This is a genomic window from Arthrobacter ruber (assembly GCF_002954225.1).
Taxonomy (GTDB): Bacteria; Actinomycetota; Actinomycetes; order Actinomycetales; family Micrococcaceae; genus Arthrobacter_D; species Arthrobacter_D ruber.
This window is the reverse complement of sequence record NZ_PPTH01000014.1, coordinates 242,258-265,820: the sequence shown is the minus strand read 5'-3', so window position 1 is coordinate 265,820 and position 23,563 is coordinate 242,258. Positions and strand designations below refer to the sequence as shown.

The following is a 23,563-nucleotide window of genomic DNA, read 5'->3' as shown; positions in this document are numbered from 1 at the left end:
ACTTTTCGGAGAAACCCCATGTCTTCACGCGCCACAATCGCACGCCACCGGGGAGAAGCGCGGAACACCGCAAGCTTCTCCGCCCTCGCCAGCGCCGTCACGTCCAACGCGAGCGGGATGGGCCGTCAGGCCGCCGTCATCGCGGCGGCGTCCGGCCTCGTCCTGACCAGCGGTGTCGCGGCCAACGCCGCCGACCTGCAGCCGCAGCGCGACGTCGCTGCCTCCAGCATCTCCCTGTCGTCGGTCCGCGCCGCCGTCGTGGCGTCCACCGAGACCGTCGTGTCCTTCAACCGGACGCCGGTCAAGGTCAACGCCAAGCCGGTGGTCGCACCCGCGGCTCCTGTCGTCGAGGCCCCCGTCGTCGAGGCGCCTGTCGCCGAGGCCCCTGTCGCCGAGGCGCCGCCCGCTCCCGCTCCGGTGGCAGCAGTCCAGGCGCCGGCCGCTCCCGCTCCGGTCGCAGCAGTCCAGGCGCCGGTCGTCCAGGCCCCCGTGGCGCAGGCGCCGGCTCCCGTTGCGGCAGTCAAGGCACCCGTCGCTGCGCCTGCCGCAGTGGCGCCGGCTCCTGCCCCGGCACCCGCTCCCGCGCCGGCCCCCGCTCCCGCGCCCGCCCCTCGGGCGTCGTCAGGCGTTGCCGCGACCATCGCCGCAGCAGCCAAGGGCCAGCTCGGTGTCATGCAGGACTGCACACGCCTGGCCAGCAACTCCCTCGCCGCAGCGGGCATCAACTTCCACGGCTGGCCGGCAGGCTACCTCTCGCTGGGTCGGACCGTCAGTGCCGGCGAGGCCATCCCGGGCGACCTCATCTACTACGCCAACGGCGGCATGGGCATGGCTCACATCGCCGTCTACATCGGCGGTGGCCAGGCCGTGCACGGCGGGTTCAACGGCAACACGACCGTGATCGCACCCGCCGAGCTCGGCTCCGGCGGCGTGTACATCCGCGTCGGCGGCTGACCGACGGACGAACGACCAAACGGAAGGACCGGCACCATGTGCCGGTCCTTCCGTTCGTGTATAGATGACGAATCCGGCCTCGCACCACATTTCCGCTGAGGAATGCTGCCCATTAGTGGCCTTCATGTGTTGTGCTTACCCTTGCAGTGTCAATCAGAAGCACCTCTCCCGATCCCCGGGATGGCACCCGGTTGCGGGAACACGTCGGTATCGAGGCTTTGTTCATGCGCACTCTCGTTCTGAATGCAGGGTATGAACCACTGGCGGTCGTGACCTTCCGCCGGGCGCTGGTCCTTGTGCTCACGGGGAAGGCGAGCGTGGTCGCGGAGGACGACGACCCGGTGGTGGGTCCCACGGAAGTGCTCGGCCGGCCGTCGGTGATCCTCCTCCACCGGTACGTGAAGATCCCGTACCGGCACGACGTCACCGCGACCCGGCGCGGGGTCCTGCGCCGCGACAACCACCTGTGCGCCTACTGCGGGAAGACCGCCTCGACCATCGACCACGTGATGCCCCGGTCCAGGGGTGGTGGTGACACGTGGGAGAACCTGGTGGCGTGCTGCCTGAAGTGCAACAACGCCAAGGGGGACAAGACGCTCAGCAGCCTCGGTTGGAAACTGCGGATCGTCCCGCTTCCACCGCGCGGCCCGCAGTGGCAGATCCGCGAACTCGAGAAGCCGGCACCGCAGTGGAGCGAGTTCCTCGCCGAGAACGCCGCGTGACCGGCACCCCGCGGTTCGACGCCATCGTCCTGGCCGGCGGCCGGTCCTCGCGGCTCGGCGGCGTGCCCAAGGCCGGTCTGGTCCTCGACGGGCAGACCCTGCTCGAGCGCACATGCGCCGCCCTCTCCGACGCGGGGCGCCTCACCGTCGTCGGTCCCCGGCCCGACGGCGCGTGGCGCGCCGAGGCTGTCGCGCCGTCGTTCGTCCGGGAGGAACCCGCCTTCGCCGGGCCGGCAGCGGCCGTGGTCGCCGGGTTCCGGGCGTCACCGGGACCGAGGGCGCCCTGGTGCGCCGTGGTGGCGTGTGACATGCCGCGTGTCGGTGAACTCCTCGAAGCCCTGCTGGCCGAGGCCGCGGCAGGGGACGCCACCTCCCTGATCGCGGTCGACGGCGGGCGTGACCAGCTGCTGGCAGCGCTGTACCGGAGCGAGGACCTCGCAGCCGCCATCGACGCCGTCCTGGCCCGCGGTCCGGCGGACAACCTCTCGATGCGAAGCCTCCTTGCTAGTGTGAGCACCAGACCCGTCCCGGTTCCGCCGGGCACCACACACGACGTCGACACCTGGAACGATGCGCGAATGCTGGGAGTCGACGTCCCCTAGCACCACCCGGAGGGCCCATGGACGACCGCCAGAAACTGCTGCACGACTGGACCGAGAAACTGCTCGCCGCCTTCGAGATCGACGGGACGGACGTGGACATCGACGCCGTCCTCGGGCTGGCCGGTCGCGCAGCCCACGGTGTGGTGAGGCCCGCGGCGCCCCTGACGACGTTCGTGGTCGGGTATGCGGCAGGCCTCGCGGTGGGCAGCGGACAGGCGGACGAGCAGGTGGCCATGGAATCCGCGATGGCGGTGGCCGACGCGCTCTGCGCGGAGGCCGCGGCGGGTGGAGGTCCCGCATGAGCGAGTCGGTACCCGCCCGCAACGTCGACTGGGCGATGGCCCGCACCCTCGCGCACGGCGCGGGGCGGCCGCTGCCCTTCCAGACCGTCACTCTCGCGGACGCCCTCGGGCAGACGCTCGCCGAACCCGTCCACGCGCTGCAGGCCATCCCGCACTACGCGTCCTCGGCGATGGACGGGTGGGCGGTGAACGGTGAGCCACCCTGGACGCTCGTGAGCCACGCGCAGCCGGACGAGCACCCCCGCGGCAGGCCTGCGCCGCACGCCGACTCCGGCGAGGTATCGCTCGCGCCCGGTGAGGCGACGTTCATCCTGACCGGGGGAGTGGTCCCCCAGAACGCCGTCGGCATCCTGCGGACCGAGCACGGCGCGGTCCGCGGGGACGTGCTGGACCGCAACGAGTCGGCCCGGCCCGACGAGCCGTCGCCCCACGAACACGTGCGGCCCGCGGGGGAGGAGGCCGAGGAGGGCTCCGAGGCCATCCCCGCCGGCGTCGTCCTGAATCCCGCACAGATCGCCCTGGCGGCGGTGTGCGGACACGACACCCTCGCCGTCCTGCGGGCTCCGCGGGTGTCCCTCCTGATGACCGGTGACGAGGTGATCGACCACGGACTCCCGCACCCCGGCCAGGTCCGCGACACCTTCGGCCCCCAGCTGCCCGCCTTCGTGTCGATGCTCGGAGGCCACGTCGACGTCGCCGGGCGTGCGAAGGACGATCTCGACGACGTCGTGGCCGCCATCAGTGCGGAACCGACCGACGAGTTCTCCCTGGCCAGGGCATCCGGTGACGTCCTCATCACGACCGGCGGCACGGGCAGTTCCTCCGCGGACCACATCCGCCGGGCACTCACCGAACTCGGGGCCGAGCTGATCATCGACGGCATCGCCATGCGGCCGGGCCACCCGACGCTGCTGGCGCGCCTGCCGGACGGACGCTTCCTCGTGGGGCTCCCGGGCAACCCCCTCGCCGCGATGATGGCCATGCTCACAGTGGCCGGTCCGCTGCTGGCGGGACTGCGCGGGGCCGTACTGGAGGAGCCGCGGACGGTGACGAGCGCCGACGCCTTCGAGCCGCTGCCCGGCAGGAGCCGCCTCGTCCCGTACCGCGCCGAGGCCGGGCGGGCCGTCCCCAGCACCCACCAGCGCTCCGGGATGCTGCGCGGTCTCGCCTCCGCCGAGGGCGTCCTGGTGATCCCGTCCGAGGGCTGTGCTGCGGGCGACGCCGTGCCGGCCCTGTCGCTGCCGTGGGTGGTCGGCTGACGCGACGCCGACGCCGGGGACGCTGTCCACACCCCCGGACCGCGGCCCCGACGGTCCGGACGCCGACCTGGGTCAACTAACCTCGAGACAGGACCGATGCAAGGAGCACAGCATGAACCGGGTCACCCAGCGACGTCGTATCACCAAGTTCCGTATCGGGGCGCAGACCGGGCGCCGCGAGGACGTGCTGGCGGGGGAGGAACCGCTCGAGATCCGCCTCGCCGGCAGCGCCTTCACGGTCACCATGCGTACACCGGGGGACGACTTCGACCTCGTGGCCGGGTTCCTCGTCTCGGAGGGCGTGGTCTGGGAGCCGGGCCAGCTGCCGAGCCTGCGGTACTGCGCCGGCGTGGACGAGAACGGCCAGCAGATGTTCAACGTGGTGGAGGCCCAGCTCCGGCCGGGCGTGGAGCTCCCTGACACCGCGATGGAACGCCATGTGTACACCTCGAGCTCGTGCGGCATCTGCGGCACGGCGTCGATCGACGCGGTACGGAAGTCCTCGCGGTTCGACCTGCATGACGACACCGCCCCGGTGGACCTCGGCGTCCTGGCGTCGCTGCCCGACCGCCTGCGCGAGAGCCAGAAGCTCTTCGACCGCACCGGTGGCGTCCACGCCGCGGGCCTGTTCACCGCGGAGGGGGAGCTCCTGTGCCTCCGGGAGGACGTGGGGCGCCACAACGCGGTGGACAAGGTGGTGGGCTGGGCGCTCCGGGAGGGCATGCTGCCCCTGCGCGGGACCATCCTCCAGGTGTCGGGCCGGGCATCCTTCGAGCTCGTGCAGAAGGCGCAGCTCGCGGGCATCCCCGTCCTCGCCGCCGTGAGTGCGCCGTCGTCCCTGGCAGCGGACCTCGCCGACGACGCCGGCCTCACGCTCGTGGGTTTCAGCCGCGGGACGTCGCTGAACTGCTACTCGCACCCGGACCGTATCGCGGCCTGATCCGTCGCGCGGGCGGGTGCCCCATCGTCGTACACGCCCTCCCCTGGCAGGAGCGCGTCGGCCCGCGACAGGCCGCAGGGACCCGCGACATTCCGCGGGCCTCGGGACGCGCGGCGGGGACCGGACCCCGCCGCGCACGCCGTGCCCGGCGTCAGAAGGGGTTGAGCAGGCGCTGGACGAACCGGCGCGTCCGCTCCTCGCGCGGATCGCGCAGCACCTGGTCGGGGTGGCCGTGCTCCACGACCACGCCCCCGTCCATGAAGACCACCTCGTCGGCGACCTCGCGGGCGAAGGCCAGCTCGTGGGTCACGATCGCCATGGTCCACTTCTCCTCGGCGAGCTCCTTGATGACGGTGAGCACCTCGCCGACGAGCTCGGGGTCCAGGGCCGACGTCGGCTCGTCGAACAGCAGCAGGTCCGGCTGCAGTGCCAGCGCGCGGACGATCCCGACGCGTTGCTGCTGCCCGCCGGAGAGGTTGAACGGGTGGTCGTCCCGCTTCGCGGCGAGCCCCACGCGCGCGAGGAGCCGTTCGGCGTTCTCGACGGCGTCCTTCCGGGACTTCCTCTGCACCCGGACGGGGCCCTCGATGATGTTCTCGAGCACCGTCATATGGGGGAAGAGGTTGTAGTTCTGGAAGACCATGGCGCTGCGGTCCCGCAGGGACAGCGCCTCCTTCTTGCCCACCTTGCCGCCGAACTCCACGCTCGGTCCGCCGCGGAAGGCCACGGTGCCGCCGTCGGGCGTCTCGAGGCCGTTGAGGCAGCGCAGCACCGTGGTCTTCCCGGATCCGGACGGGCCGACGAGCGCGACCACCTGCCCGGCGTCGATGCGCAGGTCGATGGACTTCAGCACCTCGTTGTCGCCGAAGGACTTCCGCAGCGAGGTGGCGGTCAGGAGGGGATCAGTGGGCGACATAGCGGTCCAATCTCTTCTCGAGGGCGGACTGGCCGCTGGACAGGACGAGGCAGATCACCCAGTAGATGGCGGCGGCCTCGAGGTAGACCAGCATGAACTGCTGCGAGAAGGCGGCGATCTGCTGGGCCTCGCGGAACAGCTCCGTCACCAGGATCACCGACGCCAGCGAGGTGTCCTTCACGAGGCTGATGAAGGTGTTGGACAGCGGCGGGACCGAGACGCGCGCCGCCTGCGGGAGGATGACGCGACGCAGGGTGACGGTGCGGGACATGCCGATGGTATGACCCGCCTCCCATTGTCCCTTCGGCACGGAGAGGATGGCCGAGCGGAGGATCTCCGCCGCGTACCCCGCGACGTTGAGCGAGAACGCGATGATGGCACTGGGCCACGGGTCGATGGTCAACCCGATCGAGGGGAGCCCGTAGAAGATGACGAACAGCTGCACCAGCAGGGGCGTGCCGCGGATCACCGAGACGTAGAACCTCGCGATGCCCGAGAGGACGGGCTGCCCGCTGATGCGCATGAGCGCGACGACGAGCGCCAGAGCCAGGCCGAACAGGAAGGAGACGATGGAGAGCGGGATGGTGCCCGTCACAGCGCCGGAGACCATGGGCCAGAAGGAGGTGCGCAGCAGTTCCCAGTCCATCAGTCAGGCCTTCCGGCCCTTCTCGCCGGTATCACTCGCTGACGTCAGTGCCGAAGTATTTTTCGGAGATCTCGGCGAGCGTGCCCTCCGCGCGGAGCTCGTCGAGGGCCGTGTTGATGGCGTCCACGAGTTCGGTGCTGCCCTTACGGACCGCGACGGCGCTCTGGGAGGACTCCTCCGTGGTCGCCGCGATCTTGATGCCCTCATTGTTGTTGGTCTTCTGGTAGTCGAGGTAGGTCAGCTCGTCGTTGATGGTGGCGTCCACGCGACCCTGCTCGAGGAGCGTGATCGACTGCGCCCAGCCTTCGACCGCCTCGACGTTCGCGCCGCTCGCCTTCGCGAGCTCGTTCCAGTTGCTGGTCAGGGACTGCGCCGTCGTCTTGCCGGAGAGGTCCTCGAAGGAGGTGATGTCGGTGTTGTCCGCCGTCGTGACGATCACACCCGAGCTGACGGTGTACGGCTCGGAGAAGTCGTAGGTGGCCTTGCGCTCGTCCGTGATGGAGACCTGGTTGGCGATCACGTCGAACCGGCCGGCCTCGAGGCCCGCGAAGATCGCGTCCCACTGCGTCTCCTCGAACTCCGCCTCGACGCCCATCTTCTCCGCGACAGCGGTGATGACCTCGACGTCGTACCCGGTGAGCTCGCCACTGCCGCCCTCGTGGAAGCTGAAGGGCTGGTAGGTGCCCTCGGTGCCCACCGTCAGGACGCCCGCGTCCTGGATCTCCTGCAGCGACGACGCCGCCGCGGACTCCCCGGATCCCCCGCTCTCGCCGGCCGGGGTCGACGAGGAGCAGCCTGCGAGCGCGAGGGTGAGGGCTGCGGCGGTGCCGAGGATGGACAGGCGGTGCTTCATGGGGGCTTCCTTCGGTTGCGTGGGGCGGATACGGCGGGTGGGGAAATAGAAGGGGCCGGCAACGGCTTGAACCCTACGTACCTCAGTTGCACCCGGCCGCGGCCGGAGTCGAACACTACTGAGGTGAACACCGGAGCATCCACTTATTGTTCCGAAGTATTGCGGCGAGGGTCCAGACACCGGGGATCACAGCCGGAACTGGCATCCCCGGGAGGGACCGTTATGAGCATGGAAGGCGCGGCCTGGAGCTCGCTGTACAGGATTTCGACGGCGAAGGACGCGAAACACGGATTCTCCCGGGAGTCGGTACGCCGCATCCTGACCTTCGCCGTGCCGTACCGCTCGAAGCTGGTGCTGTTCATCCTCCTGTCCGTGGCCGGGGCCTTCCTCGCCGTTGCGACGCCGGTCCTGGCCGGCCAGGTGGTGGACGTGATCGTCGCCCGCGGCGAGGTGGGCACGGTCATCCGGCTCGCCGTCGTGATCGCGCTCGTGGCGGTCGCCGACGCCGCGGTGTCCCTCGTGACGCGCTGGTACTCGGCGCGCATCGGCGAGGGCGTGATCCTGGACCTGCGCACCGCGGTGTTCAACCACGTCCAGAAGATGCCGATCGCCTTCTTCACCCGCACCCGCACGGGTGCGCTGGTGAGCCGGCTCAACAACGACGTCATCGGCGCCCAGCAGGCGTTCAGCGGCACCCTCTCGGGGGTCGTCACGAACTCCGTGGCGCTGGTCCTCACGCTCGCGGTCATGCTGAGCACGTCCTGGCTCGTCACGGTGCTCGCCGTGGTCATGCTGCCCGTCTTCCTCGTGCCCGCGCGCCGCATGGGCAGCCGCCTCGCTGCCCTGCGCCGTGAGGCGGCCGACCACAACTCGGCCATGAGCACGCAGATGACCGAGCGTTTCTCGGCCCCCGGTGCCACGCTCGTGAAGCTCTTCGGCCGGCCCGACGAGGAGTCCGAGGAGTTCCGCGTCCGCGCCGCGCGCGTGCGGGACATCGGGGTACGCACCGCGATGCTGCAGTTCGTGTTCTTCACGGCCCTGATGCTCGTCTCCGCGCTCGCGCTGGCCCTCGTCTACGGGCTCGGAGGCTTCCTGGCGCTCGCAGGCCAGCTCGACACCGGCGAGGTGGTCACCCTCGCCCTCCTGCTGACGCGGCTCTACGCGCCGCTGACGAGTCTGGCGAACGCCCGCGTGGAGATCATGAGCGCCATCGTCAGCTTCGAGCGCGTCTTCGAGGTGCTCGACCTCCAGCCGCTCATCCAGGAGAAGCCCGACGCCGGAAGCGTGCCTGCCGGCCCTGTCGCGGTGGAGTTCGACGACGTCCGCTTCGCCTACCCGTCGGCGGACAAGGTCTCCCTCGCCTCCCTGGAGGAGGTCTCGACGCTGGACACGCGGGGCGGCGAGGAGGTGCTGCACGGGGTGTCCTTCCGGATCGAGCCCGGGCAGACGGTTGCCCTCGTGGGTACCTCGGGTGCCGGGAAGTCCACCATCGCCCAGCTCCTGGCGCGCCTGTACGACGTCGACAGCGGTGCGGTGCGCCTGTCCGGTGCCGATGTACGGGACGTGACGTTCGCCTCGATGCGGCAGACCCTGGGGATGGTGACGCAGGACGGCCACCTGTTCCACGAGACGATCCTCTCCAACCTCCGGCTCGCCCGGCCGGAGGCCACCGAGGACGAGGTGTGGGACGCCGTCCGGCGTGCCCGGCTGGAACCGCTCGTCCGGTCCCTCCCGGACCAGCTCGACACCATGGTGGGCGAACGCGGCTACCGGCTCTCCGGCGGTGAACGCCAGCGCATGACCATCGCGCGGCTCCTGCTCGCCCACCCGCGCGTGGTCATCCTCGACGAGGCGACGGCGGCGCTGGACTCGACCTCGGAGGCGGCCGTGCAGGCGGCACTGAGCGAGGCGCTCGAGGGCCGGACCGCCATGGTGATCGCGCACCGGCTCTCCACCATCCGCAGCGCGGACATGATCCTCGTGGTCGAGGACGGCCGGATCGTCGAACGCGGCTCGCACGAGGAGCTGCTGGCCCTCGGCGGCCGGTACGAGGAGCTGCACCGCACGCAGTTCGCGGTGCAGAAGAACGTGGCCGTGGACGAGGAGCCCGAGGCGCTCAGCGGCGTCTAGGGGGTGCTGTTCCCGACCGCGATCAGGTGCGGGATCACGAAGTCGGTCAGCAGGGGAGCGAGGTCCTCCCGATCACCGGCCGCCCCGAGGTCGAGCCATGCGAGCTCCTCGATCTCCGCGGCCGGGAGCGGCTCTGCCGTCAGGGGACACAGGAAGACGGTGGCGACGAGGAGCGTATCCACCTCGTTGGCCGCCGGTCCCCGCCAGGTGCCCAGCAGCGTGAGGTCCTCCGGCGCGACGGCGAGGCCCAGTTCCTCGGACAGCTCCCGTGCTCCGGTCTCCGCCGGCGTCTCGCCGGGCTCCGGCTTGCCTCCAGGCTGCATGAACATGCTCGTGCCGCGTTTGCGTACGAGCAGCAGGTGCCCGCGGGCGTCCAGCAGGCAGAGGGCGGTGACGGTGATGACCGGCGCCCCTGATGCCTCCCCCATGCCGTCCAACCTACCCCGCACACGACGAGTGCGATGACGGGCGGAACCGCCCGTCATCGCCCTCGTCGTATGCCGTGTGCCCCTGGCCGGAATCGAACCGACGACCTTCCCTTTAGGAGAGGGACGCTCTATCCTACTGAGCTACAGAGGCCTGGATGGCGGGTTCACCGATCCGGCGGTCCCAGCTTACCCGGTTCCCGTGCCGGTTCCGTGCCCTGCCGACCCTTGCGGGTGCGCCGGCAGGAAGACCGACACCGCACCGGCCACCAGGCTCAGGGCGAGCAGCACCCAGCGCAGCACCGTCAGCGTCGATGCGAGCGACACAGCGGCAGGATCGGCGGTCGCGGAGGCCAGCACGGTGTCGATCGCCACGTTCTCCCACAGGTCGACGACGACGAACAGGATCACGGGGGACCACAGGACCCAGCGCAGCCAGCGCCGTCCTGCGGTGAGCTGGACCAGCAGGAGCCAGGCGAACGCGAAGATCAGGGGGAAGAGCGTGCCCGCCGTACGGTGCAGGTAGCTCAGCTGCCCGCGGGCGTCGTCATCCATCTCCTCCCCGAGGCGGTGGATGTAGCCGGCGTCGTACCCGCCGATCATCATGTCCGGCATCGTGAGGCCGCCCGATAGCTGCGTCATCTGCCCCAGCGTGAGCAGGTGGAAGTACCAGAAGAGGAACAGGGATGCGACGGCGGCGGCGATGAGGATGAGCGACCCGTTGCTCTTCCTGCCCGGTACGCCCGGCACGACCGTCGTGGGCGGTACCGCCGACGGCGGCGCGGACGTGCTGTGCTTGCGTGCGATCTGTGCGCGGGTCCTTGCCACTCCTCCAGTATGGGCGAGGCAGCCCTTCCTCCGCGCGACCGGGTGACTGTCGGGGGCACGGCCTAGACTTGGAGGACCATGGACATGCTCTTCGATCCCTACGTCTCCCCGCCCACGACCGCCGAGAAGAAGCGTGCGCGCGAGGCGGCGATGGCGACGACGGGTGATCCCGCGACGGAGCACGTGCCGTCACGGGTCGGCGTCGACGAGCACCGCGCGCAGGAGCTGCTGGCGGGCCTGAACCCCCAGCAGGAGGAGGCGGTGAAGCACGGCGGGACGCCCCTGCTGATCGTCGCGGGAGCCGGATCCGGCAAGACCCGCGTCCTGAGCCACCGCATCGCGTACCTGCTGGCCACAGGACGCTCGCACCCCGGGCAGATCCTGGCCATCACGTTCACCAACAAGGCCGCAGCCGAGATGCGAGAGCGCATCGAGGGCCTGATCGGCGACGTCGCGAAGCGCATGTGGATCTCCACGTTCCACTCCTCCTGTGTGAGGATCCTCCGCCGCGAGGCGGCGTCGGTAGGGCTGAACTCGAACTTCTCCATCTACGACTCGGCGGACACCCTTCGCCTGATCACGCTCGTGGCCAAGGGCCTGGACCTCGACCCGAAGAAGTTCGCCCCGAAGGCCATCCAGCACAAGATCTCCGCGCTCAAGAACGAACTGATCGACGAGGAGGCGTTCGCCTCCGACATCGACCCCTCCGATCCCTTCGAGCAGGCCGTCGCCGAGGTCTACTCGGGCTACGCCCAGCGCATGCGCCAGGCCAACGCCATGGACTTCGACGACCTGATCGCGCAGACGGTCTTCATGTTCCGGGCCTTCCCCGGCGTGGCGGACTACTACCGGCGGCGCTTCCGCCACGTCCTCGTGGACGAGTACCAGGACACCAACCACGCGCAGTACGCGCTGGTGCGGGAGATCGTGGGCGTGCCGGGGGAGTCCTCCGAGGACCCTGCGGAGCTGACCGTGGTGGGCGATTCGGACCAGTCCATCTACGCCTTCCGCGGCGCCGACGTGCGCAACATCGTCGAGTTCGAGAACGACTACCCGAGCGCCCGCACCATCCTGCTCGAGCAGAACTACCGCTCCACCCAGAACATCCTCAGCGCGGCCAACGCCGTGATCTCCCGTAATCCCAACCGACCCGAGAAGCGGCTGTGGACCGCCGAGGGCAGCGGCGAGAAGATCGTCGGCTACGTGGGCGAGAACGAGCACGAGGAGGCCCGCTTCATCGCGGAGGAGATCGACCGCCTCCAGGACGAGGAGGACATCCGTCCCGGCGACGTCGCCATCTTCTACCGCACCAACGCGCAGTCGCGGTCCATCGAGGAGATCCTGCTGCGCGTGGGACTGCCGTACAAGGTGGTGGGAGGTACGCGCTTCTACGAGCGCAAGGAGATCAAGGACGCGCTGGCCTACCTGCGCGTCCTGGTGAACCAGGACGACGTCGTCAACCTGCGCCGTGTCCTCAACGAGCCCAAGCGCGGCATCGGTGACCGCGCCGAGTACGCCATCGCCGCCCTGAGCGAGCGCGAGCGGGTCAGCTTCATGGAGGCGCTGCGGCGCGCCGACCAGGCGCCCGGCATGGCCACGCGCTCGGTCAACGCAGTGACGGGCTTCGTCAAGCTGATCGACGACCTCGCCGAGGTGGCGAGCGGCTCCGGTGCGTCGGCCGCCCTCGAGGCGGTGCTCGAGCAGACCAGCTACCTCGAGCAGCTGAGGACGAGCAACGATCCGCAGGACGAGTCCCGCGTGGAGAACCTGGCCGAACTCGTGGCCGTCGTCCGCGAGTTCGAGCGGGACAACCCCGAGGGCACACTGGGCGACTTCCTGGAGCAGGTGTCCCTCGTCGCGGACGCCGACCAGATCCCCGACGCCCCCGACGGTTCCGCCGCGGACGTCCAGCGCGCCGTCGAGGAAGCCCGCCGGCAGGGCGTGGTCACGCTCATGACGCTGCACACCGCCAAGGGCCTCGAGTTCCCCGTGGTGTTCCTCACCGGCATGGAGCAGGGCATCTTCCCGCATCAGCGTTCCGCGACCGACCCCAAGGAACTCGCCGAGGAGCGGCGCCTGGCCTACGTGGGCCTGACGCGCGCGCGGCAGCGGCTCTACGTCACGCGCTCCGAGGTGCGCAGCATGTGGGGCCAGAGCCAGTACAACCCGGCGAGCCAGTTCGTCAGCGAGATCCCCGAGGACCTCATCCTCTGGAAGCGCGAGGGGGCCGCGAAGCCCGCCTGGACCACGGGCGGCAGCATCAGCGGGCCGAAGTTCAGCGGTTCCTACTGGGGTGCGAGCGGCGGCGGCTTCAACGGCGCCCCGGCATCGTCGAAGGCCGTGGGCCGCGTGCAGCCCCAGAAGGAAGTGGTCTCGGTGGCCGTCGGAGACCGCGTCAACCATGCGAGTTTCGGCAACGGCACCGTACTGTCCGTCGAGGGCGCCGGCGACAAGACCGTCGCCAAGGTCCGGTTCGACGTCGGCGAGAAGCGGCTGCTGCTGCGCTACGCACCGCTCACCAAGGTGGCCTGACCGCACTCGGACCGCAAGCGGGGGAGACGCAGGGGTACGGGACGGTCCCATTGCGCGCCTGCCGCTGCTCGAGCGGGGGCAGCCGTCGAGCCGCGGATGCCGGTGCGGTTCCGGCCGCGACGGCGTGGTCTGCGGCACCACCGGGGACGGCAGGGGCTTCGTCGCCAACCGCGATGCCGTGACCGGATCCGGGTGAAAAGCCCCAACGAACGGCAGCCTCTTTTCTACTGACGATAGAACTGTGGCCTTACTCACTAAACCGGTACTCTGGGGAGGGCCTCGGGCCCGAGGGTCTACAGTTCCCTCTTGTAAACCTACTTCGACGCAGAAGGACTTCAACTCAGTGGACCTGTTCGAATATCAGGCGCGCGATCTGTTCGAGGCACACGGGGTTCCCGTGCTCGCCGGCATCGTGGCGCACACCCCGGAAGAAGCCAGAGCAGCGGCCGAGAAGATCGGCGGCGTCGTCGTCGTCAAGGCCCAGGTCAAGGTAGGCGGTCGCGGCAAGGCCGGCGGCGTCAAGGTCGCCAAGACCCCCGACGAGGCCTTCTCCTACGCCTCGGACATCCTCGGGATGGACATCAAGGGCCACACGGTCCACCAGGTGATGATCGCGCAGGGCGCCGACATCGCGGAGGAGTACTACTTCTCCGTCCTGCTCGACCGGTCCAACCGCAACTACCTGGCCATGTGCTCGGTGGAGGGCGGCATGGAGATCGAGCAGCTCGCCGTCGAACGCCCCGAGGCCCTGGCACGCATCGCCGTGGACCCGGGCACCGGGATCGACCAGGCCAAGGCCGAGGAGATCGTCGACGCGGCAGGCTTCGCCCCCGAACTCCGGACCGGCGTCGTGAACACCATCCTCAAGCTGTGGGACGTCTTCGTGAAGGAGGACGCCACGCTCGTGGAGGTCAACCCGCTCGTGAAGACCGGCAGTGGCGACATCCTCGCCTTGGACGGCAAGGTCACCATCGACGAGAACGCCGAGTTCCGCCACGCGGACCACGCCGCACTCGAGGACAAGGACGCAGCCGATCCGCTCGAGGCCAAGGCCAAGGAGCACGACCTCAACTACGTCAAGCTCGACGGCGAGGTCGGCATCATCGGCAACGGTGCCGGACTGGTCATGTCCACCCTCGACGTCGTCGCGTACGCGGGTGAGGCGCACGGCAACGTGAAGCCCGCCAATTTCCTCGACATCGGCGGTGGGGCCTCCGCGGAAGTCATGGCCGCCGGCCTCGATGTCATCCTCGGCGACAGCCAGGTGAAGAGCGTGTTCGTGAACGTCTTCGGCGGCATCACCGCGTGCGACGCCGTCGCCAACGGCATCGTCAAGGCCCTCGAGATCCTCGGTGACGAGGCCAACAAGCCCCTCGTGGTGCGCCTGGACGGCAACAACGTCGAAGAGGGCCGCCGCATCCTCGCCGAGGCGAACCACCCGCTGGTCACCATCGCCGACACCATGGACGAAGGCGCCGACAAGGCCGCCGCGCTGGCCTACGGAAAGTAAGGGATCCCCCGCATGTCTATCTACCTCACCAAGGACTCCAAGGTCATCGTCCAGGGCATCACGGGCGGTGAGGGCACCAAGCACACCGCCCTCATGCTCAAGGCCGGCACCCAGGTGGTCGGCGGAGTCAACGCCCGCAAGGCCGGCACGACCGTCACCCACGGAGACGTCACGCTCCCCGTCTACGGCACCGTCGAGGAAGCCATCAAGGAGACCGGCGCCGACGTGTCGATCGTCTTCGTCCCGCCGGCCTTCACCAAGGATGCCGTCGTCGAGGCCATCGAGGCCGGTATCGGTCTCGTGGTGGTCATCACCGAAGGCGTGCCCGTGCAGGACTCGGCCGCGTTCTGGGCCCTCGCCCAGTCGAAGGTCGACGCCGACGGCAAGCAGATCACCCGCATCATCGGGCCGAACTGCCCGGGCATCATCACGCCGGGCGAGGCGCTCGTGGGCATCACCCCGGCCAACATCACGGGCAAGGGCGGCGTGGGCCTCGTCTCGAAGTCGGGCACCCTGACCTACCAGATGATGTACGAGCTGCGCGACCTCGGCTTCTCCACCGCCATCGGCATCGGCGGGGACCCGGTCATCGGCACCACGCACATCGACGCCCTCGCGGCGTTCGAGGCGGACCCGGAGACCAAGGCCATCGTGATGATCGGTGAGATCGGCGGAGACGCCGAGGAGCGCGCCGCCGACTTCATCAAGGCGAACGTCACCAAGCCCGTCGTCGGCTACGTGGCGGGCTTCACGGCTCCCGAGGGCAAGACCATGGGCCACGCAGGCGCCATCGTCTCCGGCTCCGCGGGCACCGCGCAGGCCAAGAAGGAGGCCCTCGAAGCCGCGGGCGTCAAGGTCGGCAAGACGCCGTCCGAGACCGCCACGCTGCTCCGCGAGGTCTACGCCACGCTCTGATCCGCACTCCCGTGAACAGCCTCCTCCGCCTCCGCGGGGGAGGCTGTTCCGTTTCCCGGAACCCTGCAGGCCCGGACGATCGGGACGTGTCAACCCGTGCAGTGCCGTCGCCGTCCGGCGGCAGTCCCCCTGGCGGGACGTAGCGTGAGGAGAGTGCACCGGGCCTCGCGGACGGACTCTGCGCACGGGCTCTGCGGACGGATGAAGCGGACCGGCGATGCGGACTAACGGGGCGGTAGGAATGAGACGACGATGAGCAGCGCGACGAGCCATGGGGCGGCGGAGGCGGATGCCGATGGTTCCCGGCAGCGCCGGTTCCTGCGGCGAGTCACCTGGGTGGCTACCCTCGGCGGTCTGCTGTTCGGCTTCGACACCGGGGTGATCAACGGCGCCCTGCCGTTCATGGTGGACGACCTGGGACTCACGGCCGTCACGGAAGGACTCGTGGCGAGCTCGCTCGTGTTCGGTGCGGCCTTCGGTGCGCTCGCAGGAGGCAGGCTGGCCGACGCCTACGGGCGCCGGAGGATGATCATCGTGCTCGCCGTCGTGTTCCTCGTAGGGACGCTCGGCACCGCCCTGGCTCCCGACGTTCCCGTCATGGTGACCTCGCGGCTCGTCCTCGGGCTGGCGGTCGGCGGTGCCTCCGTGATGGTGCCGATCCTCCTCGCGGAACTGTCCCCGGCTGCACGGCGCGGCCAGATGGTCACACGCAACGAGCTGATGATCGTGACGGGACAGCTGCTCGCCTTCAGCACCAGCGCCTTCCTCGGGAACGTGTTCGGTGACAGCCAGGGTGTGTGGCGCTGGATGCTCGTGCTGGCGACGCTGCCGGCCATCGGCCTGTGGATCGGCATGTACTTCGTGCCGGAGAGTCCTCGCTGGCTCGCGGGCCAGGGCGCCTTCGGGGTCGCGCTGCGCGTACTGCAGCGGCTGCGCCCGGCGACGGTCGCCCGGCAGGAGTACGAGGAGATCAGGGCGATGGCCGCCGAGGACCGTGAACGCGAGAAGGTGGGCTTCCGCGACCTGCGCGAGCCCTGGCTCCGCCGCATCCTCCTGGTGGGCCTCGGCCTGGCCGTGATCCAGCAGATCACCGGCGTGAACTCGATCATGTACTACGGGACGCAGATCCTCGTGGTCGCCGGATTCGGGACGCAGGCCGCCCTGACCGCGAACATCGCCAACGGCGTCATCTCGGTGGCGGCCACGTTCGTCGGGATCTGGCTGCTGGGCAGGGTGGGGCGGCGTCCCATGCTGCTGGTGGGCCAGATCGGGACGACGTCGGCCCTGTTCGCGATCGGCCTGGTCTCCCTGGTGGTCCCGGAGGGCACGACCCGCGGGTTCCTCGTCCTGGCGCTGACGGTGACGTTCCTGGCCTTCCAGCAGGGCGCCATCTCGCCCGTGACGTGGCTGATGCTCTCCGAGATCTTCCCGCTGCGCCTGCGCGGACTCGGGATGGGCGCGGCCGTCTTCGTGCTGTGGATGGTCAACTTCGCCGTGAGCCTCGGCTTCCCGATCCTCATGGCCGCGATCACCATCTCCAACACGTTCTTCGTCTTCGTGGTCCTCGGCGTCGCGGCGATCGTCTTCGCGCGCCGCTACATCCCGGAGACCCGCGACAGGACGCTCGAGGAACTCGAGCGCGAGTTCAAGTCCGTGACGGGAACGCCCCGGCGGTAGGGCCGGGGGCCGCGCTGCTTGTAAGGTGACCACTGGGGAACAACCACTTGCGTCAGGCAACCTTCTAGGAGATCACATGCGCGCCACCATCATCCACGGGCCCGGCGACATCCGCGTCGAGGACCGTGACTACCCCAGCATCATCCGCCCTACCGACGCCGTCGTCCGCGTCACGGCCTCGTGCGTCTGCGGTTCGGACCTCTGGCCCTACCGCGGGGTCCGCCCCACCAAGGAGCCCAAGGCCATCGGACACGAGTTCGTGGGCGTCGTGGAGTCCGTCGGCGACGACGTCACCGGCCTGGCGGTGGGTGACTTCGTCATCGCGCCCTTCGTGGACAGCTGCGGGAAGTGCCCGCAGTGCCTCAACGGCGTCACGGTCGCGTGCGACCACCTCGCGGGCTGGGGCAGCACCGACGAACACGGCGACTTCCTCCAGGGCGGGCAGGGCGAAGCGGTTCGCGTCCCGCAGGCCGACGGCACGCTGCGCAAGGTCGAGGGTGTCTCGGAGCCCGACGCAGCACTGACCGCGAGTCTGCTCACACTCTCCGACGTCATGTCCACCGGCCACCACGCCGCCGTGTCCGCGAACGTCGGCCCGGGCAGCACCGTGGTCGTCGTGGGCGACGGCGCCGTGGGCCTGTGCGGCGTCCTCGCTGCCAAGCGCCTCGGCGCGACGCGCATCATCGCGATGTCCCGCCACGAGGACCGCCAGGCGCTCGCCCGCGAGTTCGGGGCCACCGACATCGTGGCCGAGCGCGGCGACGAGGGCGTGGCGAAGGTCCGCGAGCTGCTCGGCGGCGTCCTCGCCGACTCCGTCCTGGAGTGCGTGGGTACCAAGGAGTCCATGGACCAGGCCCTCCGCAGCACGCGCCCCGGCGGCCACCTCGGCTTCGTCGGCGTGCCCGCGGGCGGTCCGGAGCTGCCGATCGGCGTCCTGTTCGCCAAGAACATCACGGTGGGCGGGGGCATGGCCCCGGCGCACACCTACATCCCGGAGCTGCTCAGGGACGTGCTCGACGGGACCATCAACCCGGGCCGGGTGTTCGACCTCGAGATGCCCCTCGAGGACGCCGCCGAGGCCTACAGGGCGATGGACGAGCGACGTGCCATCAAGGTGCTGCTCAAGCCCTGATCGATGCAGCACGGCCGAGGGGCCCTTCCGCACGGAGGGGCCCCTCGTCGTCGGACGGAAGCGACGCGACCGGGCACAATGAGGGCATGACACCACCTGCTGACGGCTCCTACCTCATCTCCCGCGAGCGGCTCATCCACGCCCCCGCCGAGCGCATCTTCGAGGTCCTCGCGACCCCCGCCCTCCACAGTGTGATCGACGGATCCGGGACGGTGCGCGGCGAGCAGCCCAACGGCCCGGCACGCCTGTCGCAGGGCGCGAGGTTCGGCATGGACATGAGGATCGGCGCACCCTACAAGATCCTCAACCGCGTGGTGGAGTTCGAGGAGGGCCGCCGCATCGCCTGGCGCCACTTCTCGGCGCACGTCTGGCGCTACACGCTCGAACCTCGCGGCGAGTCCACCCTGGTGCGCGAGGAGTGGGACGGCCGGGCCGTGCCGTGGCGGATCGTGTTCCGGCTCACGGGCTTCACGCGCCGCCACCCGGCGAGCATCGAGGCGACGCTCGGCAAGCTCGAGGACTACGTGCTGCAGCACCGCGACGCCGCCTAGGCGTCCGCGCGCTCGACCTCGGAGCGGGACGAGGCGACCGTCACGGAACGCACACCGCTTCGGTTCCCGTGGGGACCGTTCGCGCAGGACGCACATGGCCACAGCGCTGTAGGCGGAGGCGAGGCCCGGTCAGCCCAGCGAGGTGCCGAAGAGCAGGCCGAGCAGGTAGGTGGCTGCCGCGGCGCCGAGCCCGATGCCGAGCTGGCGCAGCGCGAGGCGCAACGGCGACGCACCGGAGAGCAGCGCCACCACGGCGCCGGTGGCGAGCAGGGCCAGCCCCACGAGCACGCAGGCGACGACGACGGCGGTGACCCCGCTGAGTCCCGCCAGGTACGGCAGCACGGGCACGATGGCGCCGGAGGCGAAGAAGCAGAAGCTCGAGGCCGCGGCCCCCAGCCCCGTGCCGACGGCCTCGTGCTCGTCGACGTCGTCGTCCTTCTCGGGTTGGAGGGAGAAGCTCGGGTCGCAGTCGCAGCCGTAGAGGCCCAACCGTTCCGCCGCCCGGTGCTCGGCGGCAGCGGGCGTCATGCCGCGCGCCCGGTAGACGAGCACGAGCTCGTTGGCGTCGATGTCGAGTTCCTTCGCCGCTTCGAGGGTGATCTGCGTGGGGCGCGTGGCCGAGAGGAGTTCGCGCTGGGACCGGACCGAGACGTACTCGCCGGCACCCATGGAGAGGGCTCCCGCGAGCAGCCCGGCCAGACCGCTGAAGAGGATGAACGCGGTCGGTACGCCCGTGGCGCCGATGCCCATGACCAGGGCCAGGTTGCTGACCAGACCGTCGTTCGCGCCGAACACGGCCGCCCTGAAGTTGCCGGAGAGCCGGTTGCGGCCGCGGGTGGCGAGTCCGCGCACCACTTCCTCGTGGATCTGCTCGTCGGCCACCATCGCGCTCGTGGCGGACGGGTCCGATCCGTAGGGGGAGCGGCCCTCGGCGCGCTGGGCGAGGGCCAGGACGAAGACCGATCCGAAGCGCCGTGCGAGCAGGCCGAGGATCCGGTTGCGGACGGAGGGCTGCAGGGGGCGCCCGACGTCGTCACCGAGGAGCGCGAGCCAGTGTGCCTCGTGGCGCCCCTCGGCCTCGGCGAGGCCGAGGAGGATCTCCCGCTCCTCGCCGCTCCTGCGGCGCGCGAGGTCGCGGTAGGTGGCGGCTTCCGCGCGTTCGTCGGCGAGGTACTGGCGCCAGCGCCGGACGTCGTCGCGGGAGGGGGACTGCTCGGGGGATGTCACGGGATGCTCCGGTGGCTCGGGTGCGTGCACCCCGTCCGAAGCGGAGGGCTCCGGCCGGGTGCACGGGTGCAGGGATCGGCCGAAGGTCTCGCTCGCCGGTTCCACCGGTGGACTGCCGGGCGCCGTCAGCGCCAGTATGTCGACAGGCCGCGCATCCAGCGGACGCGGAGCTACTCCCCTTCGACCCACCAGTCTACCGGAACACCCCGCCGGGCCGGGCGGGGACAGGATGAAGGCGTCCGGGTACCGGTCACCCGACAACGCGCGATACAGTCGGACGGATAACAGAAAGCAGGCTTATGGATCTGGCAGCCCGACCCTGGGTGGAGAGCTACGCCCCCGGCGTGCCCCGATCGTTCGACGTGCCCGAGGGCACCCTGTCGGACCTCCTCGACGCATCGGTCCGCACCTACCGCAGGGCGACGGCCCTCGAGTTCTTCGGGGCCCCGACGACGTACGGGGACCTGGGCGACGCCGTCGACCGCGCCGCTGCCGGCCTCCGGTCGCTCGGGGTGACCGCTGGCAGCCGCGTGGCCCTGGTCCTGCCGAACTGCCCGCAGCACATCATCGCCTTCTACGCCGTCCTGCGGCTCGGGGCGATCGTCGTCGAGCACAACCCGCTCTACACCGACCGCGAGCTGCGCCACCAGTTCGAGGACCACGGGGCCACGGTCGCGATCGTCTGGGACCGCGTGGCCCCGCGCGTGCAGAGCCTGCCGGCCGACATCCCGGTCACCGCGGTGGTGGCGGTTGACCTGGTCGCCGCGATGCCGGCGTCGCGCCGGCTCGCCCTGAAGCTCCCGGTCCGCCGGGCGCGCGAGGCACGGGAAGCACTCACGACGACGGAGAAGCTCACCGGCCCCCGCAGGCTCGTGGCGTGGCGCGACCTGCTCCGCCACCGGCCGCTGCCCTCCGGGCACCCCCGCCCGACCGCCGGGGACACTGCCGTCCTGCAGTACACCAGCGGGACCACCGGCACCCCGAAGGGGGCCATCCTCACCCACCGGAACCTGCTCGCGAACGCGGCCCAGGGACGCGCGTGGGTGCCGGGCCTCGAAGCCGGGCGTGAGACGGTCTACGCCGTCCTGCCCATGTTCCACGCCTACGGCCTGACGCTGTGCCTGACCTTCGCGATGAGCATCGGCGCGAAGCTCGTCCTCTTCCCCCGCTTCGACGTCGGGCTCGTGCTCGACGCGGCGGTCAAGAGCCCGCCCACCTTCCTGCCCGCGGTCCCGCCCATCTACGAGCGGCTCGCCGCCGGAGCGGCCGAGCGCGGCGCGGACCTGCGCAGCATCCGGTTCGCGATCTCGGGCGCGATGAACCTTCCTCCGTCGACGGTCGAGACCTGGGAGGCGGCCACGGGCGGCTACCTCATCGAGGGCTACGGGCTGACGGAGACCTCCCCGGTCGCGGCGGGCAACCCGATCGGCCCCACGCGGCGCCCCGGGACGGTCGGGGTACCGTTCCCCGGCACGGACGTCCGGATCGTCGACCCCGAGGACCCCGCCCGGGATCGCCCACCGGGCGAGGCGGGGGAGTTGCTCATCCGCGGGCCCCAGGTGTTCCAGGGCTACTGGCGCCGCCCCGACGAGACGCGCGCCGCGCTGCTCGACGGCGGCTGGTTCCGCACCGGGGACATCGTCAGCATGGACACCCAGGGCTTCCTGACGATCGTCGACCGCATCAAGGAGCTCATCATCACCGGTGGCTTCAATGTGGCGCCCTCCGAGGTGGAGGACGCGCTGACGGCGCATCCCGGCGTCGTCGACGCGGCCGTGGTCGGACTCCCGCGGGCAGCAGGTGGCGAGGACGTCGCCGCCGTCGTCGTGCTGGCCGACGGCGCGACGCTCGACGTCGACTCTCTGCGCTCCCACTGCCGCGACGCGCTCGCGGCCTACAAGGTCCCACGCACCATCGTGCAGGCGGAGGATCTGCCCCGGTCCCTGATCGGCAAGATCCTCCGGCGCGAGGTACGCACGCAACTACTCAACGAGGGCTCTCGGGCCGAAGGAACAGGTGACAGTCGATGACCCACTCCCCAGCAGTGCGGGCGGGAGCGCCGGCCCCGAAGGGGCCGTGGCGCGACAGCCTCGGTAATGCCAGCATCCGCTCGGCGCAGGTCCTCATCGTGCTGGTGCTGGCGGTGGTGGCCGTCTACGCGCTGATCCAGGTGCGGCTCGTGGTGATCCCGATGCTCCTGGCGCTCATCCTGGCGGCCGCGATCGGACCGTTCGTGCTCTGGCTGCGGCGGAAGGGCTGGAGTCCCTCGCTCGCCACGGGCGTGTCCTTCCTGCTGCTCCTGGTCCTCTTCGGCGGGCTCATCACGGGCATCGTGTTCGCAGTCATCGGACAGGCGGATGAGCTGGCAGCCAGTGCGACCGAGGGCTTCGACCAGCTCTACGCGTTCGCCCAGAACGGTCCCATCCCGATCGACGACGCGCAGATCCAGCAGGCCCGGGACGCGGCGGTCGACTTCGCGACCAGCAGTACCGCCGGCGCAGGTGCCATCTCCGGGCTCAGCGCGGCCGGCAACTTCATCGCCGGGGCCCTGCTCATGGTGGTCATCCTCTTCTTCTTCCTGAAGGACGGCGAGAAGATCTGGGCGTTCATGCTCCGCGCGTTCAAGGGCAAGCGCCTCGTGAAGGCCCGCCGGGTCGGCTACAGCAGCATGGCCGTCCTCGGTGGCTACGTGCGCGGTACGGCCATCGTGGCCCTCGTCGACTCCGTGTTCATCGGCATCGCCCTTGTGGTCCTCGGAGTGCCGCTCGCGCTGCCCCTGGCCGCGATCGTGTTCGTCGGCGCCTTCATCCCGCTGGTCGGTGCGACGCTGGCCGGTGTTCTCGCGGCCCTGATCGCGCTCGTGGCCAACGGCCCGTTCGTGGCGCTGATGGTCATCATCGTGGTGATCGTGGTGAACCAGCTCGAGGGCAACTTCCTGCAGCCCGTGGTCATGGGCCGCACCCTGCAGGTGCATGCGCTCGTCATCCTGCTCGCCCTGACCGCCGGCACCATCCTCGCCGGCATCATCGGCGCCATCCTCTCCGTCCCCGTGGCAGCCGTCGGGTGGGCCGCCATCAAGGCCTGGAACCAGGAGAAGGACGAAGAGATCACCGAGGCCGAGATCGATAAGGCCGAGGTGCTGACGGCACTCGACGAGACCGGGCACGGCCTGAGCTCCACCCCCAAGGAGGAGCAGGCCGCCAAGGTCGAGCAGGCTCTCTCGGCATCGGACGAGGCGGAGGACCGCCCCGGCACACAGAACCGCAGGATCGACGGGCACGACGACGACGACCGCGCCGCCGACACCTTCGACGGTGCCCGTACCCTCGACGATTCCCGCACGCGCGGCACCACGGGCCGTTCCGGAGGATCGTCACCCGCCTGAAAGCCGCATTGCGGTCCGTGCAGTGGTCGGCGGACCTGCGCCGCCGGCCGTGATCGG

At 70.2% G+C, this 23,563-nt stretch carries 21 protein-coding genes and 1 tRNA gene; 15 read left to right on the top strand and 7 right to left on the bottom strand.

Annotated features, from left to right (window positions below):
- Positions 1-18 precede the first annotated feature (18 nt).
- The 6 genes from CI785_RS06340 to fdhD all read left to right on the top strand — a co-directional run bounded on the left by CI785_RS06340 (position 19) and on the right by fdhD (position 4,779).
- Entirely contained in the window at positions 19-954 is a 936-nt protein-coding gene (locus CI785_RS06340) for an NlpC/P60 family protein (RefSeq protein ID WP_105031238.1), read from the top strand.
- 224 nt (positions 955-1,178) lie between these two features.
- The gene (locus CI785_RS06335; protein ID WP_105031237.1) at positions 1,179-1,676 is read left to right on the top strand and encodes an HNH endonuclease; all 498 of its coding nucleotides are present in this window, start codon (positions 1,179-1,181) and stop codon (positions 1,674-1,676) included.
- Positions 1,673-2,278, top strand: coding sequence for a molybdenum cofactor guanylyltransferase (mobA, locus tag CI785_RS06330; protein WP_105031236.1), 606 nt, complete (start codon positions 1,673-1,675; stop codon positions 2,276-2,278). The genes CI785_RS06335 and mobA overlap by 4 nt, the downstream gene beginning before the upstream one ends.
- A 17-nt stretch (positions 2,279-2,295) precedes the next feature.
- Positions 2,296-2,580: a DUF6457 domain-containing protein gene (locus CI785_RS06325; RefSeq protein WP_105031235.1), complete on the top strand. Its 285-nt coding sequence runs from the start codon at positions 2,296-2,298 to the stop codon at positions 2,578-2,580.
- Positions 2,577-3,839: a molybdopterin molybdotransferase MoeA gene (locus CI785_RS06320; protein ID WP_105031234.1), complete on the top strand. Its 1,263-nt coding sequence runs from the start codon at positions 2,577-2,579 to the stop codon at positions 3,837-3,839. Before CI785_RS06325 ends, CI785_RS06320 begins: the two co-directional genes overlap by 4 nt.
- Positions 3,840-3,951: 112 nt before the next feature.
- Positions 3,952-4,779, top strand: coding sequence for a formate dehydrogenase accessory sulfurtransferase FdhD (gene fdhD / locus CI785_RS06315; RefSeq protein WP_105031233.1), 828 nt, complete (start codon positions 3,952-3,954; stop codon positions 4,777-4,779).
- A 151-nt stretch (positions 4,780-4,930) separates the two neighbouring features.
- Here the strand turns inward: fdhD and CI785_RS06310 are convergent, their stop codons facing one another.
- From CI785_RS06310 to CI785_RS06300, 3 genes are read right to left on the bottom strand one after another with little or no spacing between them, the layout of a single operon-like run.
- Positions 4,931-5,695 (bottom strand): amino acid ABC transporter ATP-binding protein, encoded by a 765-nt coding sequence (locus CI785_RS06310; RefSeq protein WP_105031232.1) that lies wholly within the window; start codon positions 5,693-5,695, stop codon positions 4,931-4,933.
- Positions 5,682-6,341, bottom strand: coding sequence for an amino acid ABC transporter permease (locus CI785_RS06305; protein WP_105031231.1), 660 nt, complete (start codon positions 6,339-6,341; stop codon positions 5,682-5,684). The genes CI785_RS06310 and CI785_RS06305 overlap by 14 nt, the downstream gene beginning before the upstream one ends.
- 31 nt (positions 6,342-6,372) lie before the next feature.
- Positions 6,373-7,194, bottom strand: a complete 822-nt coding sequence (locus tag CI785_RS06300) for an amino acid ABC transporter substrate-binding protein (protein ID WP_105031230.1) — start codon at positions 7,192-7,194, stop codon at positions 6,373-6,375.
- Positions 7,195-7,416: 222 nt separating this feature from the next.
- On the opposite strand from CI785_RS06300, the gene CI785_RS06295 reads away from it, so the two are divergent.
- A complete protein-coding gene (locus CI785_RS06295; RefSeq protein WP_105031229.1) occupies positions 7,417-9,324 on the top strand; it encodes an ABC transporter ATP-binding protein in 1,908 nt (635 codons plus the stop codon).
- Here CI785_RS06295 and CI785_RS06290 read toward each other — a convergent pair.
- The 3 genes from CI785_RS06290 to CI785_RS06280 all read right to left on the bottom strand — a co-directional run bounded on the left by CI785_RS06290 (position 9,321) and on the right by CI785_RS06280 (position 10,577).
- Positions 9,321-9,752, bottom strand: a complete 432-nt coding sequence (locus tag CI785_RS06290; protein WP_105031228.1) for an NUDIX hydrolase — start codon at positions 9,750-9,752, stop codon at positions 9,321-9,323. The genes CI785_RS06295 and CI785_RS06290 overlap by 4 nt on opposite strands.
- Positions 9,753-9,829: 77 nt before the next feature.
- Positions 9,830-9,903, bottom strand: a tRNA-Arg gene (locus CI785_RS06285).
- A gap of 35 nt (positions 9,904-9,938) precedes the next feature.
- Positions 9,939-10,577, bottom strand: a complete 639-nt coding sequence (locus tag CI785_RS06280) for a hypothetical protein (RefSeq protein ID WP_105031227.1) — start codon at positions 10,575-10,577, stop codon at positions 9,939-9,941.
- Between the two features lie 78 nt (positions 10,578-10,655).
- On the opposite strand from CI785_RS06280, the gene pcrA reads away from it, so the two are divergent.
- The 6 genes from pcrA to CI785_RS06250 all read left to right on the top strand — a co-directional run bounded on the left by pcrA (position 10,656) and on the right by CI785_RS06250 (position 18,894).
- Positions 10,656-13,109: a DNA helicase PcrA gene (gene pcrA / locus CI785_RS06275; protein ID WP_105031226.1), complete on the top strand. Its 2,454-nt coding sequence runs from the start codon at positions 10,656-10,658 to the stop codon at positions 13,107-13,109.
- Positions 13,110-13,452: 343 nt separating this feature from the next.
- Complete coding sequence (gene sucC, locus CI785_RS06270; protein WP_105031225.1) at positions 13,453-14,619, top strand: ADP-forming succinate--CoA ligase subunit beta; 1,167 nt, start codon at positions 13,453-13,455, stop codon at positions 14,617-14,619.
- Between the two features lie 12 nt (positions 14,620-14,631).
- Positions 14,632-15,534 carry a succinate--CoA ligase subunit alpha gene (gene sucD / locus CI785_RS06265; RefSeq protein WP_105031224.1) on the top strand — a complete coding sequence of 301 codons (903 nt, stop codon included), beginning with the start codon at positions 14,632-14,634 and terminating at the stop codon, positions 15,532-15,534.
- Positions 15,535-15,786: 252 nt separating this feature from the next.
- Positions 15,787-17,211, top strand: coding sequence for a sugar porter family MFS transporter (locus tag CI785_RS06260; protein WP_105031223.1), 1,425 nt, complete (start codon positions 15,787-15,789; stop codon positions 17,209-17,211).
- Positions 17,212-17,287: 76 nt separating this feature from the next.
- Positions 17,288-18,343 carry a zinc-dependent alcohol dehydrogenase family protein gene (locus CI785_RS06255; RefSeq protein WP_105031222.1) on the top strand — a complete coding sequence of 352 codons (1,056 nt, stop codon included), beginning with the start codon at positions 17,288-17,290 and terminating at the stop codon, positions 18,341-18,343.
- A gap of 86 nt (positions 18,344-18,429) precedes the next feature.
- A complete protein-coding gene (locus tag CI785_RS06250; protein WP_105031221.1) occupies positions 18,430-18,894 on the top strand; it encodes an SRPBCC family protein in 465 nt (154 codons plus the stop codon).
- Between the two features lie 129 nt (positions 18,895-19,023).
- Here the strand turns inward: CI785_RS06250 and CI785_RS06245 are convergent, their stop codons facing one another.
- A complete protein-coding gene (locus tag CI785_RS06245; RefSeq protein WP_240615037.1) occupies positions 19,024-20,121 on the bottom strand; it encodes a VIT1/CCC1 transporter family protein in 1,098 nt (365 codons plus the stop codon).
- Positions 20,122-20,420: 299 nt separating this feature from the next.
- Between CI785_RS06245 and CI785_RS06240 the strand changes: the two genes are divergently transcribed.
- Both CI785_RS06240 and CI785_RS06235 read left to right on the top strand, forming a co-directional pair.
- Entirely contained in the window at positions 20,421-22,151 is a 1,731-nt protein-coding gene (locus CI785_RS06240; protein ID WP_105031220.1) for a long-chain-fatty-acid--CoA ligase, read from the top strand.
- Positions 22,148-23,506, top strand: a complete 1,359-nt coding sequence (locus tag CI785_RS06235) for an AI-2E family transporter (protein ID WP_105031219.1) — start codon at positions 22,148-22,150, stop codon at positions 23,504-23,506. Before CI785_RS06240 ends, CI785_RS06235 begins: the two co-directional genes overlap by 4 nt.
- The last annotated feature ends 57 nt before the right edge of the window (positions 23,507-23,563 follow it).